This window comes from Paenibacillus melissococcoides, from assembly GCA_944800085.1.
Taxonomy (GTDB): domain Bacteria; phylum Bacillota; class Bacilli; order Paenibacillales; family Paenibacillaceae; genus Paenibacillus_B; species Paenibacillus_B melissococcoides.
In genome coordinates this window covers 1-15,000 of the sequence record CALYLO010000001.1, presented here as the reverse complement: position 1 = coordinate 15,000, position 15,000 = coordinate 1, and the positions used below count along the sequence as shown (strand labels likewise).

21 protein-coding genes and 2 pseudogenes (1 of these 23 only partly in view) are annotated in these 15,000 nt (G+C 53.1%); 6 read left to right on the top strand and 17 right to left on the bottom strand.

Annotated features, from left to right (window positions below; translation table 11 throughout):
* On the bottom strand, nucleotides 1-6 hold the 5' portion of the coding sequence (locus tag OCY70_RS00115) for a stage II sporulation protein M (RefSeq protein ID WP_213430893.1). The gene continues 609 nt to the left of window position 1, outside the view; only the first 6 of its 615 coding nucleotides appear in the window; it begins with the start codon at nucleotides 4-6; its stop codon lies off the left edge, out of view.
* A gap of 175 nt (nucleotides 7-181) precedes the next feature.
* Here OCY70_RS00115 and pdaB point away from each other — a divergent pair, with 175 nt between their 5' ends.
* The gene (gene pdaB / locus OCY70_RS00110; protein ID WP_213430894.1) at nucleotides 182-985 is read left to right on the top strand and encodes a polysaccharide deacetylase family sporulation protein PdaB; all 804 of its coding nucleotides are present in this window, start codon (nucleotides 182-184) and stop codon (nucleotides 983-985) included.
* A 48-nt stretch (nucleotides 986-1,033) separates the two neighbouring features.
* On the opposite strand, the gene OCY70_RS00105 is transcribed toward pdaB, so the two are convergent.
* Nucleotides 1,034-1,636 (bottom strand): KinB-signaling pathway activation protein, encoded by a 603-nt coding sequence (locus OCY70_RS00105; RefSeq protein ID WP_213430895.1) that lies wholly within the window; start codon nucleotides 1,634-1,636, stop codon nucleotides 1,034-1,036.
* Between the two features lie 135 nt (nucleotides 1,637-1,771).
* Here OCY70_RS00105 and gerD point away from each other — a divergent pair, with 135 nt between their 5' ends.
* Entirely contained in the window at nucleotides 1,772-2,464 is a 693-nt protein-coding gene (gene gerD, locus OCY70_RS00100; RefSeq protein ID WP_213430896.1) for a spore germination lipoprotein GerD, read from the top strand.
* 87 nt (nucleotides 2,465-2,551) lie between these two features.
* Here the strand turns inward: gerD and OCY70_RS00095 are convergent, their stop codons facing one another.
* The 7 genes and pseudogenes from OCY70_RS00095 to rpsI form a co-directional block, all read right to left on the bottom strand.
* Entirely contained in the window at nucleotides 2,552-3,658 is a 1,107-nt protein-coding gene (locus OCY70_RS00095) for an Mrp/NBP35 family ATP-binding protein (RefSeq protein WP_315973906.1), read from the bottom strand.
* Between the two features lie 75 nt (nucleotides 3,659-3,733).
* Nucleotides 3,734-4,504, bottom strand: a complete 771-nt coding sequence (cwlD, locus tag OCY70_RS00090) for an N-acetylmuramoyl-L-alanine amidase CwlD (RefSeq protein ID WP_213430898.1) — start codon at nucleotides 4,502-4,504, stop codon at nucleotides 3,734-3,736.
* 109 nt (nucleotides 4,505-4,613) lie between these two features.
* On the bottom strand, nucleotides 4,614-5,789 hold the full coding sequence (sat, locus tag OCY70_RS00085; protein ID WP_213430899.1) for a sulfate adenylyltransferase: 1,176 nt from the start codon (nucleotides 5,787-5,789) through the stop codon (nucleotides 4,614-4,616).
* 21 nt (nucleotides 5,790-5,810) lie between these two features.
* On the bottom strand, nucleotides 5,811-6,503 hold the full coding sequence (locus tag OCY70_RS00080) for a phosphoadenylyl-sulfate reductase (protein ID WP_213430900.1): 693 nt from the start codon (nucleotides 6,501-6,503) through the stop codon (nucleotides 5,811-5,813).
* 230 nt (nucleotides 6,504-6,733) lie between these two features.
* Nucleotides 6,734-7,162: a DUF2264 domain-containing protein gene (locus tag OCY70_RS00075; protein ID WP_213430901.1), complete on the bottom strand. Its 429-nt coding sequence runs from the start codon at nucleotides 7,160-7,162 to the stop codon at nucleotides 6,734-6,736.
* Nucleotides 7,138-7,440: a DUF2264 domain-containing protein gene (locus OCY70_RS00070; protein ID WP_213430902.1), complete on the bottom strand. Its 303-nt coding sequence runs from the start codon at nucleotides 7,438-7,440 to the stop codon at nucleotides 7,138-7,140. The genes OCY70_RS00075 and OCY70_RS00070 overlap by 25 nt, the downstream gene beginning before the upstream one ends.
* A gap of 241 nt (nucleotides 7,441-7,681) precedes the next feature.
* Nucleotides 7,682-7,753 (bottom strand): annotated as a pseudogene (gene rpsI / locus OCY70_RS00065) (30S ribosomal protein S9); the annotation flags it as partial.
* Nucleotides 7,754-7,873: 120 nt separating this feature from the next.
* On the opposite strand from rpsI, the gene OCY70_RS00060 reads away from it, so the two are divergent.
* The 4 genes from OCY70_RS00060 (at nucleotide 7,874) to OCY70_RS00045 (ending at nucleotide 9,121) form a co-directional block, all read left to right on the top strand.
* Complete coding sequence (locus OCY70_RS00060) at nucleotides 7,874-8,125, top strand: hypothetical protein (protein WP_213430903.1); 252 nt, start codon at nucleotides 7,874-7,876, stop codon at nucleotides 8,123-8,125.
* Between the two features lie 85 nt (nucleotides 8,126-8,210).
* Nucleotides 8,211-8,429, top strand: a complete 219-nt coding sequence (locus OCY70_RS00055; protein ID WP_213430904.1) for an Arm DNA-binding domain-containing protein — start codon at nucleotides 8,211-8,213, stop codon at nucleotides 8,427-8,429.
* Complete coding sequence (locus OCY70_RS00050) at nucleotides 8,426-8,602, top strand: hypothetical protein (RefSeq protein WP_213430905.1); 177 nt, start codon at nucleotides 8,426-8,428, stop codon at nucleotides 8,600-8,602. The genes OCY70_RS00055 and OCY70_RS00050 overlap by 4 nt, the downstream gene beginning before the upstream one ends.
* Before the next feature lie 105 nt (nucleotides 8,603-8,707).
* A complete protein-coding gene (locus OCY70_RS00045) occupies nucleotides 8,708-9,121 on the top strand; it encodes a stress protein (protein WP_249725592.1) in 414 nt (137 codons plus the stop codon).
* A gap of 115 nt (nucleotides 9,122-9,236) precedes the next feature.
* Here the strand turns inward: OCY70_RS00045 and OCY70_RS00040 are convergent, their stop codons facing one another.
* From OCY70_RS00040 to OCY70_RS00005, 8 genes and pseudogenes are all read right to left on the bottom strand, one after another.
* Complete coding sequence (locus OCY70_RS00040; protein WP_261944480.1) at nucleotides 9,237-10,520, bottom strand: N-acetylmuramoyl-L-alanine amidase; 1,284 nt, start codon at nucleotides 10,518-10,520, stop codon at nucleotides 9,237-9,239.
* Nucleotides 10,520-10,786: a phage holin family protein gene (locus OCY70_RS00035; protein ID WP_213431455.1), complete on the bottom strand. Its 267-nt coding sequence runs from the start codon at nucleotides 10,784-10,786 to the stop codon at nucleotides 10,520-10,522. Before OCY70_RS00035 ends, OCY70_RS00040 begins: the two co-directional genes overlap by 1 nt.
* Before the next feature lie 18 nt (nucleotides 10,787-10,804).
* Nucleotides 10,805-11,083, bottom strand: coding sequence for a hypothetical protein (locus OCY70_RS00030; protein WP_213431454.1), 279 nt, complete (start codon nucleotides 11,081-11,083; stop codon nucleotides 10,805-10,807).
* 80 nt (nucleotides 11,084-11,163) lie between these two features.
* Complete coding sequence (locus OCY70_RS00025) at nucleotides 11,164-11,313, bottom strand: XkdX family protein (protein ID WP_213431628.1); 150 nt, start codon at nucleotides 11,311-11,313, stop codon at nucleotides 11,164-11,166.
* Nucleotides 11,310-11,948 carry a hypothetical protein gene (locus tag OCY70_RS00020; protein ID WP_261944479.1) on the bottom strand — a complete coding sequence of 213 codons (639 nt, stop codon included), beginning with the start codon at nucleotides 11,946-11,948 and terminating at the stop codon, nucleotides 11,310-11,312. The genes OCY70_RS00025 and OCY70_RS00020 overlap by 4 nt, the downstream gene beginning before the upstream one ends.
* 11 nt (nucleotides 11,949-11,959) lie before the next feature.
* On the bottom strand, nucleotides 11,960-14,164 hold the full coding sequence (locus OCY70_RS00015; protein ID WP_261944478.1) for a hypothetical protein: 2,205 nt from the start codon (nucleotides 14,162-14,164) through the stop codon (nucleotides 11,960-11,962).
* Entirely contained in the window at nucleotides 14,107-14,658 is a 552-nt protein-coding gene (locus OCY70_RS00010; RefSeq protein WP_261948741.1) for a hypothetical protein, read from the bottom strand. Before OCY70_RS00010 ends, OCY70_RS00015 begins: the two co-directional genes overlap by 58 nt.
* A 108-nt stretch (nucleotides 14,659-14,766) precedes the next feature.
* A pseudogene (locus OCY70_RS00005) lies at nucleotides 14,767-15,000 on the bottom strand (hypothetical protein); the annotation flags it as partial.

The following is a 15,000-nucleotide window of genomic DNA, read 5'->3' as shown; positions in this document are numbered from 1 at the left end:
CAACATAAGTTCTACCCTTTCCCGCTCCGGGCCGGACGTCTGCAGCCGATTCGATTCGGACGCCGCCCGCCAAGAGCTGTCATATTTTAATACCCCAAGCATACAGTGTACTAAACAAGCGTGACAAGCTTGCAGCTTATGATCCGTATCCTATTCATCGTAACGAGAGGAGCGCACTTGCATGAGTTCTTTTTACGTATTCAGCGGCAAAAAAATCAAACGCGTCTTTTTCCTCATTGCTGCCGCACTGCTGGCCGCCGGTGTGGTATATGTGGAGAGCGACAACATTACCGTCTTCTCCGAATCGAACCCTTCCGCCATTTACAGTGTGCCTACCGACAAAAAAGTCATTGCCCTTACCTTCGATATTAGCTGGGGCGACAAACGGGCCGAGCCGATCCTTGACATACTAAAGGAAAAAGGCGTGAACAAAGCGACGTTCTTCCTGTCATCCCCGTGGAGCAAGACGCATCCCGATATTGTGAAAAAAATGGTGAGCGCCGGCTATGAAATCGGAAGTCACGGCCATAAGCACGTCAACTACAGCAGCCTCAGCGACGAGGAGATCCGCAAGCAAATTACGACCGCCCATCACCTTCTCAAGGAGGTTACCGGTCAGGATGCGAAGCTGATCCGCATGCCGAACGGCGATTTCGACAAGCGGGTGCTCCGGATTGCGGATAACCTCAACTATAAGGTGATTCAATGGGATACCGACTCTTTGGATTGGAAAAACCCGGGCGTCGATACGATCGTCAAGCGCGTCGTCGGCAAAGCCCACCCTGGAGATATTGTCTTGCTTCATGCCAGCGATTCCTGCAAGCAGACCCATCTTGCTCTCCCTACCATCATCGACAGTCTGCGGGCCAAAGGGTATGAATTCGTCACCGTGTCGGAGCTGATTCAACAGACCGACCTGAAAAGCAAGCCGATTGAGGACAAGACGACGATGAGCGAGCACCTGCATAAAGCTGTTGGAATGTAGCATATGCACCTTTGCCTTCCCGCATGAAAAAAAGCTGGCGGATTTCCGTCAGCTTTTTGGTGTTCCCAATATCCGGTTCAGCATGAGCACCTGATAGGCGTTGCATGCCGCAAGCGGCAGATAGACATACCAGGTTGCAATCCCGCTAATATTCAAGGCGGACAGCGTCTCGACCGTCGTAATGGCGATCATGAAGAATAAGGTAGGAATGAATGCGGTCCGGTTGGTGGCATTGACTTTAAAATAACCGACGATCAAGGCGACTGCGAGCACGGCCAGCCCAAGCAAAATATCGTTCATCGCGTCTCCGCCCCGCTGCGATCCATTATCCGCAAGCAGCATGCGCAGGAACATCAGATCCAGCAGAGCAATGACGGTGAGCACCACTTGTATGTACGGCCATGTTTTTTTGAACAATCCGATGGCAATGAAGTTCAGCGTGAGATACGCGAAAAAGCCCATCTGCGAGTATACGCTTACGGTAAAGCCGCTCAAAATCAACTGCACGACATTCAATACCCCGTCCATCGGGCCATTGAAATTCTGGAACTCTCCCTGAATGATTTGCAGGGACAGCCCCATCACTAATGTGATTCCGCCTCCGATAAGGAGCGTGGTCCAAAATAAGTAAAACCATTTTTTCAACGTCAAGGCGCTGCACCTCCGCAATGTTCATTATTTTACCAAGGTTCTCAGCAAAAAACTATAACTGTCAAACATAATTCACAATTCGTCCTGCCATACTACGCGTGAAGGTATGAATGGGACAGAAAGGAGTGCCGTGCCATGAAGACATCATTCATCCGTCTCGCGATGGTTGGCGCCATTATGATGCTGCTGCTTACCAGCTGCGGGGCCGAACAGCCCGCTGCCCAAAGCACTATGGATTATAAAGAACTAAAAAGCATGGTTATCGATATTCTCAAGAGCGAAGAAGGGCAAAAAGCCGTGCAATCGGCTTCGTCCGGAGGCTCTGGCGGCGGCATGCAGATGCAGGCGTTGACGATGCAACAGCAGGAGCAGATTCGTACGGCCGTGAAGGATACGCTCGTATCCCCCGAGTATGAGAAGGTGATCGAGGAGGTTATGAAGGATCCCAAATTCGCCGGAGAATTCGCCAAAGCCGTCAATAAAGAAAATAAGGAGCTCCATAAATCGCTCATTAAAGATCCGACATACCAGCAGTCGTTCGGCGAAATGCTGAAATCTCCCGATATGACGAAGGCTTACATTGATATGATGAAGACCCCGGAATATCGCAAGCAGATGATGACGCTTGTCAAGGATGCCATGGGCAGCCCGCTGTTCAAGCTGGAAGTCATGGAATTATTAAGCACAGTCGTCAAGGAAGAGCTTCAGCCGGAAGAAAAGGAGAAGAAAAAGCAGGAAGGCGAAGGCGGCAAGGGTGGTGAAGAAGGAGGCGGCGGCGGAAAAGAAGAGGGTGGCGGCGAGGCCGGCGGCGGCGGCTCCAGTTCATAGGTCTCCCCACTTCACAGGTCTCCCCTCCCCGGAAAAATGGCAAAGGACTCCGCACGGGAGTCCTTTTGTGGATAGCCATGTTGCCGTTCAGGACAGACGCCGAACGACTTCTTCGGCCAGCTCCGTATACAGCTTGCCGATAGGCGAATCCGCCTTGTATACCGAAGGCGAGAAGTCCGGCTCTGCGGGGTGATTGTCAGGCGAACCGAGCGGAATCTGCGCCAGCAGATCCGCGTGAAGCGCTTCCGCCAGCTTGCCGCCGCCGCCGCGGCCGAATACGTACTGTTTGTCTCCGCATTGCCCGCACTCGACGTAAGCCATATTTTCAACGACGCCCAGGATGTCATGCTTCGTATGGAGCGCCATCGAACCGGCCCGGGCTGCGACGAAGGCAGCCGTGGAATGAGGCGTCGTGACGATAATCTCCTTGCTGTGAGGAATCATCTGGTGAATGTCCAGCGCGATATCTCCTGTTCCCGGAGGGAGATCAAGCAGCACGATATCGAGCTCGCCCCACTCCACTTCCTGGAAGAAATTGCGGAGCATTTTGCCCAGCATCGGCCCGCGCCATACGACCGGACTATTGTCTTCGACGAAAAATCCCATCGACATCACTTTGACGCCGAACCGTTCGATCGAAATCACCAAGTTGTCCTGAACGATCGGGCGAGCTTCAATCCCCATCATGTCGGGGACGCTGAAGCCGTAGATATCGGCATCGATAATCCCGACCCGCTTGCCCAGCCGGGCCAGGGCCGCCGCCAGATTGACGGTCACGGTGGATTTGCCGACGCCGCCCTTGCCGCTGGCGACAGCGATGAATTCGACGCCCGAAGCCGGATTCAACAGCGGATGCCGCTCCATCCCGGCTCCATGCCCTGCCGGCTCCGGGCCGCGCGCCGGCGCATCTTCGGCTGGCTGCAGGCCGATGGCTTGCAGCTCCGCCGCTGTCGCCAGGCGGATGCGGACATGGACATCGTCCAGACCGAGCGGCGACAAGCGGGTCTTAATCTCGCGGGTAAGCCGCTCGCGCGCTTCCGCTTCGGCTGCCTGAGGAGCGATCAGGGCGGTCAGCTTCACTTCTCCCGGCTTGATCATCAGATCGCGAATCCATTGAATATGAGTCAAATCCTGGCCTGTCACGGGCTCCGTTAATCCATGCAGCGCTTGCAAAATATCTTCTTTCGTGATCATGATGGCACCTCGTCTCTATCAAGGTCAGCAGGCGACATGCTGCTTCGTTACATAGTCTATTATATCATAGGAACTCTATTTACCAATGTTTTCCCCTGCCATATAGCGGAGTATTCCTTTGTAGACCGAGGCAGCCACCTTGCGTTGATACTGTTCGTCCGCCAGCCTGCGGGACTCTTCCAGATTCGAGAGGAATCCCACCTCGACGAGGGCCGACGGAATCTCGACGTGATCCATCAGATACAGGCGCCGATCCACTGGCTTGGCCACCCGATCCGTATTTTCGAGATTGCGCCGGATCTCCGACTGAATCCATTTGGCCAGGCGCTCGCTCTCCGGGTGCCGCTTCGTATAGAATGATTGGGCGCCGCTCCACTTGCCCGACGGAATGCTGTTCATATGCAGACTAATCAGAATGTCCGCTTTCTTTTCCTGAACGAAGCTGACGCGCCGTTTCAAATCCTCCGCTTTGCGCTTCGCATACCCTTTTGTGTCCGGGGACGCCAGGTCGTAGTCCCCTTCCCGGGTCATGAAGACAAGCGCTCCCGCCTGCTGCAAATAATCGCGCAAATATAAGGCGATAGAGAGATTGATATCTTTTTCAATCACTCCTTGCTTGCTGACCGCGCCGCCATCCGGACCTCCATGGCCTGCATCAATGACGACGACCTTGCCGGATAACGGTATCGTCCAATAGGTCCATGTCTTCGTGGCCGGCATCTCGGCCGTCATGATGGCGATGACGGCCAGCACAAGGCAGAGGCTGACGAGCCATTTACGCACGCTGTGGAGCGAAATCCATAGAATCGATGTTTTTTTGCTTCGCTTCTCAGGCCATTTGATCATACAAAAAGTCCACCTCCGTTCCCATACAGACACTAATCATCTATATGGGACAAGGTGGACAAATATACATCCATTTAAAGCTCACCGCAGCAAGATGGAGGGAGCGGGCCTATGCCTTCAGTCCGGCGGTCTCCGACATGCCTTCAATCAGAATCCGGGCCACTTCCGGCCGCGAAAATTCAGGCGGCGGGCAAATGCCGTTCCGCAGCATCTCGCGCACCTTCGTCCCCGATAAGGCGACATGCCGCTCCTTCGGATGCGGACATGTCTTGCTGGACGCCATATTGCCGCAAGCGGTGCAATAGAAGCTGTGCTCGAAGAAGAGCGGCATGATGCCCAGCTCTTCCGGTTGGAATTCGCGGAAGATATGCTGAGCGTCATAAGTGCCGTAATAATCGCCTACGCCGGCATGATCGCGGCCGACGATGAAGTGGGTGCAGCCGTAATTTTTGCGGACAATGGCGTGAAAAATCGCCTCTCTCGGACCCGCGTACCGCATCGCGGCCGGGAAGACGCCGAAAAAGACCCGGTCTGTCGGATAATAATGCTCCAGCAGACTGACATAACTGCGCATGCGCACATCCGCAGGCACATCGTCCGACTTCGTCTCCCCCACGAGCGGATTGAGGAACAGCGCGTCGACAATCTCCATCGCGCTCTTCTGGATATACTCATGAGCCCGATGAACCGGATTGCGGGTCTGGAAGCCAACGACGGTACGCCAGCCGCGTTCCCGGAAAATCTGTCTCGTCTCGGCCGGATCAAAATAATACTCGCCGAAGCGTTCCGGCTTCAGCCTGCGCAGCAAGCGAATGCTTCCGCCGACACAGAATGCCGGGCGCTCCAGCAGCTTTTGGACGCCCGGATGAGCGGCATCGGTCGTGCGGAACACCTGCTCCGCCTCATGATACGGATCGATCTCGAAGATGCTCTGCACCTCCATCGTTCCGTACAATACGCCATCCTCTTCGCCAATCAGGGCGGCTTCTTGGCCGATGCGCAGCCCGCTTGCGGTCTCCGCATCGACCGGGAGCGTAATCGGAAGGCTCCATACTGTGCCGTTCGCGAGTCTCATTCGTTCCACCACGTGACGATAATCTTCTTCGTTCATGAAGCCCTGTAAGGGAGAAAATGCCCCGATGGCGATGAGATCGGCATCGGACAGCGTTCTTCGATTGATTCGAATGGCCGGCAGTCCCTTCGCATTCTGCTCACATCGGTTCGCCTCCGCTTCCGGGACGAGCCTGGAGATGAGTTGTCCGCCATGCGGCAAGATCATGGTCATAATTCGTTCTCCCTTCGCTAGTTACTGATGAAGCCCGCATTCCACCTTGCCGGTTCCGGACCAGCGCCCGGCGCGGGCATCTTCTCCAGGGCGCACCTGACGCGTGCAGTGGCTGCAGCCGATGCTGGGATAGTTCAAATCATGCAGCGGATTGTAGACGACGTCATGCGAACGAATGTAGCTCCATACGTCTTGAGAGGTCCATGCGGCAAGCGGATTGAACTTCATGAGGCCGAACTTCGTATCATACTCGACCTTCTTGGCGTTCGCCCGGGTCGGCGCCTGATCGCGGCGAATTCCGGTAATCCAGGCATCGTATTGCCCGAGAATGCCGGTGAGCGGCTCGACTTTCCGTATATTGCAGCATAGATTCGGCTCTCGTTCCCACAGCGCCTCCCCGTGCAGCTCGGCCTGCTCTTCGGGCGAGAGCGCGGGGGCGACGCGGACGAACTCCAGATTGTAGCGCTCGCTCAGCCGATCGCGCGTCTCGTAGGTCTCCCGGAAGTGAAAATCGGTATCCAAATAGAATATATCGGTTGACGGGCTGATGCGCTGCAGCATATCAACCAGCACCACGTCTTCCGCCCCGAAGCTGCATGCGAAGGTCAGCTTGGGAAATGCCCCGACCGCCCAGGCAATGACCTCTTCCGGATCCGCATGCTCGAATTCCTCTCCCTTCTCCCGTGCCAGCGCTTCCTTTTCCAACAGATTCATTGTGTCGCCCCTCCACTCATGAATTATTCCGAGTTTTTCAATATGTTTTGTTTATTTAATTATAAGTGCTTTCCTATCTTTGTCAAATTGTTTTTCCGCATCGCTGTGCATCATCCGATGTTACAGCATATACCGGGACAATGCCCCAAGTGAATGTTCACGGACAATAAAAAATCGGGCCTGCTGTTCAAGCCCGATCGATCAAGTTCATTCGGTTCTTCAGCTCCTCGCTAGTCTCCTATCGCTTCATCCCTGGGGAACGGCTCTCCGGACCATGCCTTGCATGCGGTCCAAGCTTCCTCCCCTTGCCAGAATGAATGATCGGGAGAGAGACCAAGCGGCAGCAAGACCGTTGCGCATAAGTAAAGGCTGCCCGTAGATATGTAGGCGTCCCCGATACCTGGCTGATGGCCGCAGAAGCCGATGGCCAGCCACCCGTCTGCGGTGAAGGTTCCATCCGCCTCCAGCATGCGCCTCATGACCGCCGTCAAGGCGCAGCGCACCTGCGCCGGCGACAAGGAGGAAGGCAATTGATCCAGCCAGGCCAGCTGCGCCAACAAGTGGAATACGCCACATCGATAGGCGAGCGAGCGGCTGAGCGGCGGGAAGGTCCCTTCCGGCGAGATCATCCGCTTCAATTGCCCGGCAGCGCCAACCATGGGGCGATGCCGGCCATCAAACGGCCGAAGGCCTCCAGCCCGGCGTACGGGCCGCGCCCGTCCCCGCTGCTCTCCAGCGGCATGTCGCGCTGCAAGCGCCGTTCTGCAAGCGCCTTCAACACCGGAGTCGCCAATCGCTCCAGCGAATGAAGCCAATAGATCCGATCCCGAACGCCCGGATCCATATCAAGGCCATGATTGCCGCTCGTCTCCCCGATCCGCGGATCGGTCTTGCTTGTTGGGAGCAAATGCTGCTCCGTCGTCTCTTGTGAAGCCATCGCCATTCCTCCTGTATGCACGATTGCCAGACTCGAATTGAGAACTACTGCGCAGTCTCATTATAACGGATGCACGGGTTGGCAGACATAACAAAACCCCTGTTTCGCCGTGCGAAAAGAGGGGTTGACTGTATGCCCGGAAGAATGGTTGGTGTCGAACGCTTCAAGAGTCATCCTGAACAAATGAAAAGCCCCTGACCAGCAAGGGCCAAGGGCGATAATCGTTGATATAACCGGCTTCTTAACGCTTCGAGAACTGAGGCGCGCGGCGAGCCGCTTTGAGGCCGTATTTTTTACGCTCATAAATGTCTGCCTACGATAAGTTCAGATAACCCCCATTTTAATAGGAAGTTTTTAATTTCGCTTCCGATAATTTCGGATACTTTCAGTTACGAATATGGTCAAAATATGGTCACGAGAGGAAGGGTTCTATTTGACGCTTGATGAACTAAAGGATGTAATGAAAAATGAGGACGTTCGCCGTCTTGAAATAAAGCTTAACCAAGGCGAGATCGTAAAATCAATCATAACAAAGTCGGAGCATTTTTATTCTTTTGAGTTTTTAGTCGAAACGAAATACGGCAGAATGATCATTGCAGGATACTACGGTCCCTATGGTCTCACCTATATGTGTGACGCGAGCATCAGACACATTGAAACGCTACTCGATTGGGCGAAATCATAAAAAGAGAAGGCGCGGAACCGCCCCATGATGTATGCTGGATGTAACATCATAAATCGACTGATAAACGATGAAAGGATGAAAGAGGATGGAAATACCACGAATCAAGCGACGCGGGGATCGCTGGTACTTTGACTATAGCATTGGAGAAGGGAAGAACAGACGGCTAAGGCGGGAAAGCTTCCTATCTGAAGAAAAAGCCCGGGAAGCAGCGCGAGAAGTGGCGGAGCGTCGCGTAAAAGAGCAATTAAAAATGCTGGAAGAATATGAACAGATGGCAAGGGTAGAATGGAGGAAGGAACAATGACGAACGAAGGGAAGAAGTCGGAGTTCCAGAAGCGATTGGAGAATCTGCAGGTTGAGGCATACAGACGGAATCAGGGCGCGAAGGAGATGGAGATGGAGATGGCCGATATGGGGTTAGGCTTCGTAAAAATGAAGAAAGAACGGATTTATATTAAGTCGAGACCGAAAAAATGAAACTGTTCACCCCGGAGCGATCCGGGGTTTTCTCTATTTAGTCCAATTCAAGGTATAGAATATATGGGCATATAGTCATATAATTGAAGAAAAGGAGGGGGAATTTTGAAGAAATTAAGTGCAATATTCCTAATGTGTGTTTTAGTCTTGGTAGGCTGCGGGGGCGGCAAAAACATCTCTGCCGATGAAATGGTCCAGAAGTTCAAGGATGCAGGGCTAGAAATTGAAGCGAGAGACTTAGAAGCTAAAGAATACGGGATGGCTCCTAAGTTGGACAAGGAGTCCAAGCGTATCCTCGTTCTGGCCATGGGGGAAGATAAAGGCGGACGGCTATTTATTTTCGATAAGAATTCCGATCTTGAGAAGGTAAAAACCTATTACGATGAACTAGGAAAGGCAACAGCGGCGGCATTCTCGCATACGCATGCAGCTGGTAATGTACTGCTGCAAATGAACGGCAATATGGATAAAGCTGAATTTGAGAAGTATGCTAAAGCTATGGATGAAGCAGTTAAATAAATGAGTAAGAGCCTCGGGACCTCCCGGGGCTTTTTAATTCGGTTGGAGAGGTAATTCTTAAAAACTGCGCAGATGAAAAGAGGCCCCGCCCATATCCCCGGCGAGGCCAGAATGCTTATTTCCCCATCTGCTTCAACATACGATCCACGACAACAGCAATCTCTGCCCGCGTAATCGGCTCGTTCGGCGCGAATCCAGTGTTACGGCCATTCATGATCCCCGCTTCCATCACACGCCGAATAGACGCTTCGGCCCAGTGTCCCACGTAGTCCGGCTGTTTCGGTTTCTCCATTGCTTGTACCTCCTTTAAATACTGCACTAATTTCTGCCCATATGATGTTGATGGTGCCCATTTACCACCCAACGACTCCACTGTCTTGGCGGTCCCTAACAGATACGCAAAATGCCGAGGGTCAGGCGTGCCCGCGCGCGGGTAACCAGCAGCTCCGGCATAAAGCGCAAGGTGATCCAGATGGGCGGTGATACCCTCGCGCCAATCCGTAAAGCGCTTGTGCGCCGATGCCTGATAATCACCGCCGCCCGCCGTGACCTTTAGGCCGCATGGATTTTTATAAGAGGCATCGATACCGGCAGCGCTCCGCCCGTCCCGATAGAGATAGCCCGTCTCATGACCGAACTGTACGTAGGCGACCGCCGGGTCCACTCCGCCGTGCTTCGGGGCCAGTTCCCAGTACAATTCCGCTAGATCGACAAACTCAGCCGGGGCATTCTTGCTCCGGGCCCATTCTCGGGCCTGCTCGACGGTAGCCGATGCTGGGCCAAGGATGTTGGTCGCTCCGCTCGCTGGCGGCTGCTGTGCTTTCTTCGGCTGCAACTTTAGATACTTGGCTACCCCGGCCACATGACCCGCAACAATCGCCTCAATAACTTCTGGCCGCTTGAGCCGTGCTGCATCTGCTGCAACATCGACAAATAGGTTTTCGGTCAGGACGGCCGGCATGCGTGACTCCCGGCACACATGTAGATCCTTTTTCTTCTGCCCTCTGTCAATGACTCCAAACGGTTTCAACTTTTTCATGATTTCGGAGTGCAGCACGTCTTGAAACGCTGCTGTAGCCGCGTCCTTTGTGCCGCTGTATGTGAAAGATTCGAATCCACCCTTTCCACCGCCCGCATTACAATGGATGCTGACAAGCAGATGGGCCCCGGCAGCATTCGCCTTGTCTGTCCGCTCTTTCAGGGACAAGTATGAGTCCGTGGAGCGCGACAGCAGGCATTGGACACCTTCATACTCCTGTTCGAGGCGCTTCGCGGCTTCTGTCGCCACTTGTAGCGCTATATTCTTTTCGACAACTCCGTTCCCGCTGGATCCCGGGTCCTTACCTCCGTGGCCGCCATCCCATAATACCTTTTTCACTTCCTCAATTGCCGCAACCATTACTTTTCACCACCCTTCTTCATCTGCTTTACCGCCTGGTGACCGAATACTGCGAACGCCCCCGCAAGAATGCCCTGTATGATAGCTTCAACGCTCCAGCCAAGCGTTCCAACCGTAAACACTACCGCCAACACAACAACGATGTATACGATGCTCCAATCTGGCACCGGCGGCGTTTGCTTGAGCATGTACCCAATCACCCAACAGGCTCCAACCACGACAAATAGGGCCGGATCAATCAATTCAAAAATCATTTGCCACTCCATTCGATATCATCCCTTCTATTATTCTTCCAAGCGATCAATGCGCTTATGTGCTTGTTTCGATGACTCTTCTACCCGCGTCACACGCTCCGCCAGCCCGTCCAGGCGCTGCCCTTGCATTCGTAAGTCAACACGGATATCATCTACCCCGCGCTTGATATACTCGACGTCTGTGCGCTGTACAGCGTCTGCTCCGGCCTCCTGGACAATATCATGCTTAACTGTTCTATTGCGGCCCATCCAGCCCAGCGCAATACCGCTGATAGCGGCAATCATGGCTACTACTGCCGTCAACTCCATACTGATCCCCCTATTGATAAATAAATAGCCCCCGGGTATCCCGAGGGCATAAATAAAGCGCCTGCTCTATGGCGTGGCGCTTATTCCTGTGTCGGAAATTTTATCCCAGTAATCTTCTCGTACTCTTCCGGCGTGATTTCCCCGAATCGGTTGGCCTCCGTCTTAACGGCTGCGCATAGCCCCTCTGCGTCGATCCATTCACAATCAAAAGCAAGTTTCCAGAAATTCATTCCGTTTGCCCTCCTTTAAATTCAATAATTTCAAGTTTAGCATTCGTCAATTCCGCACCCAGGCTGTCGATAGTCTGCTTTTTCTGCATGCTGTCCAGCCGCGATTGGGTCAACATTCTGCCAAGGTCATCAATGACGCTCTGCTGCTGGATATTCCTGATTTTCATTTGCGTCAATTCTTGGCCCAGCGCGTCGGTCTGTGACGGCTGCGGATCCGGATTCAGCGCTTCGATTTCCTCGTCCGTGAGTCCGTTCCGCCAGAAGCTTGGGCCGTCCACGGGTTGCGGCGGCTCCGGCAGCGGATCGTCGCTCTCCGGGTCATGCTCGGCCAGCACGGCCATGTATTCGGCGTATGCAGCCTCATAAGCCTCCTGCGCTGCTCTGTAGCCCTCGACATCGAATATAGGCTGATACAGCCCGTCAGGCATCGGCACAGCTACGGTGTAGCCTACGAGTACCGTTTCCGGTTCGTCAGGCTGCTCGTCGTCACGCTGCTCCGGTTCAGACTGCGGAAGGCTGCCGGGTTCGTCCGGTTCAACCGGTTCCCGCCGATCAAAAACGCCCGTCACGGAGTCCGCAACGAGCGTCGGTTCGATGTAGCGACCGGATAGGTCGGTTATGATTGCTTCTTTCATGTCGTGCCTCCTTATTTATTTGCAAGGAACGATATACCTTGCAATGAGAGATAATCATTTTTTGCATTAGGCGAGCCAATCTTTACAATCCCCGTTGGATCCACGTCAATGCGGACAAGAGCCTCGCCTACACCTGTTACCCATCCAAGCACAGGGAAAATAAGCGATTTGTCAGGTCTAAACCCTGTTGGAAGTATAAACAAAGATGTACCCAACGCTGCCGTTCCCCTACCTATCAAGCCCTCAATCGAAACAACATTCGAATCATCCTTATAGTAGAACGAATGTTCAAAAGGCGATCCATAATCTACCCACCCATTCAATAATGTAGGTTTAATCCGCAGAGGAGGTGGCGCATCCTTCTCCGCCTTCTGCGTCTCCACCACCGACAGCCGCCGCCCGATGTCACCTACATCCTTCACCAAGTCCGACACAGTCCCACGCAGGTTGGCCGCCACGGTGCCGCTGATTGGAGGCGCAAGAGTTGGATGAAGCATCGTATAGGTGACGTGGTAGATTGCGGTTGGGTCGTAATAACTAGGTTCAGTTTGTAAAACATTGTCGCCCTTCGCGATCCACGCCCTGTCAATTGCGTTATTTTTATAAACTATTGCACTAGCTACATGTGTCCTGTGTCGGAGCATCGTTGCAGGCAGATATGCATTGTTAATATTTCCTTCATCGCTAACACCGGGCGCTGGATTCGCCCGTTCCCGGATCACAATACCGCTGCCGACCTCGACCATGTTAGAGCCTGCGGAGAGTGTCGCGCCCAACTCGTAATTCCTGACGGGCTCGACGGTTGGCTTCGCCTTCAGGTATTGGAGGCGGTAAGGCGTCCATTCCGGATATGACGTTGTTGGCGTGTCAGCTACACTTGGATCGCTTGGCTTATTTATCTTAAACCATTGCTTTTTACCACTTGTATATGGAGTTTCGCGGCTCCCTTCTTGGTACATCCTCCAACCGTTAAAATACGCCTTAATCTCGTCGGGTTCCGGATTGTAATTTCCTCCCCATCCACTTTCATTATTGTGCACTGAAATATAAGCATTAGATGTGAAAATGCGAGTAACATCACTAAAACCCCAATTTTCTACATTTATAGGTTTATCATTTACGCTTAATAGACTGCCATTGTATTTTGTAACGAAAAGTCTGCCGTAGTCATCTTCATCTGCTGGGGAACTGTTATTTGGAACACAATCATTTGCAGAAAGGACTTTAAAGTCGTTTTGTGTAGAATGTCTTTTCCATACATGGGACCCATCCAACGTAACCTTCCCCCACGGCTCCAGCACATACGGTAGCCCATCGTCTCCCATAAAGAGCGTATCGGGATTGCTGCCGTCTACCGGATGAGCGGCGAGCTCCGTTTCGAAGGCGATCATGCTACGTTGCTGCGGTACGAAGGGCTTCGCTTCGGTTCCGACGGTGAGCATCGGGTTTTTACAGGATACGTCAATATCGGCGGAAAAGCTTTTGAGTACTAGCGCAATCTGCGTTCGACTACCAACGTTGAAGGAGCGGTAAGTATCCGTACCGTATGGGACAACGAACGTGTTGTAGTCTAGTTCCGTGATGCACCATGACACCCCGGAATTTTCGAGCGAGAATACATATGTCTGATTCGGCAGTACCGATAGATGATACGCCAGGAAGTCCCCGTCTCCACCAGCGCCAAAACGCAATTCATAAGGGGCTACCACTGTCGCTTTCGATGCGACAGTGATCCGATCGGCTTCATAAAACGGCGGCAGCAGATTGCCTCCCGTTACGATGGCGTATGGGTTCTTTACGTTGGTCATGCTGTCTACGTATGGATAGCGTTTGGCAACCTGTTCCGGTGTCATGCCTTCAATTGCATTGTACTCGGCCTCGGTGATCTCATACAGCCCGATTCCATCCGCAGATATCTTTTGGCCTGCTTCTGATGCTACGCCTCGGACGTAGACTTCCACCCTGTCTTTGCCAGCGAGATCCACGGGGGAAACAGCGACATATGCATATGTGAACTGATTGGACTTGACTGTCCCATTCGACTTGAACCATGATGTTACATTGGCCTCGCTCTTCACTTCTGCAAAGGAGAGGTGTACATACTGAGCGGATATGTTTCGAATATACCCGACGGCAATATAGTATTTATCCAGGTCTTTTACAGCACCATTGGAACGAATACCAAATCCCGCCTGTTCCTCCTTCGTACTCGCCACTTCGATGGAAAAGGATCCGTATACCCGCTCGTGCTTAGAGCCTTAACACCGGGTCCGGGTGCAGACCAATCGGCTGTATTTTCACAGTCTCCAACTCGTCCTAGTAGGTTGATGAGTGTCCGGCCCTTTATCTCCCCCATCTGGAACGGCGTATCATTCTCGACCTCCACCACCTGGAGGCCGGGTTTAATCCCCAAGGGCTTGCCTAAAACGTGATCGACAGATTGCTTTAGGTTGCGTATTTCGTCCGTATTGCTATCAACATCCGCCCTTAATACGTTGATGTTTTCATCGGTGTACTGCTTCGCCACTGTAAGGGCAGCATCCGCTTTCTCTTGGGCCCCTGTTGGCGTTTCAGCCCCGATGCTTTCGGGGGTAACCGCCTGAGCCTTCTGGTCCGTGTATTCCTTGGCATCTTTAAGTGCCTTCGATACATCATCCTTCTCCGCAGCCTTTTCCTGCAGCTCCTGCAGCGCCTCATAGGATCGATTCATGTGCCAAGTTGAGCCAATCAGCTGGCGGCCGATCCTCAACTTCCCAAGCCCTTCACCCGTTTTGACTCAGGAGGTTGTATTCCTGCTGCCTTCCATTCGGGTAATTCTTTATTGAATGGCATTCCTATCTTCTCCCTCCCTAATCGGTAATTCGTAGTCATTGCCCGGCATATAGACCGTTCCAAGGGTGCCGCCTGTTGTCATAGCGATATCCGCGAGCCCAAATTTGCTCTTTTCAACTTCCGCTCGCTTCGACGCCAGGAGAAAGGTTCCAGACAAATCAATTTGTGCAACCCGGACGCCTGCAGCCACTGTTTTTTGGATGATCTGCGCGAACTGGTA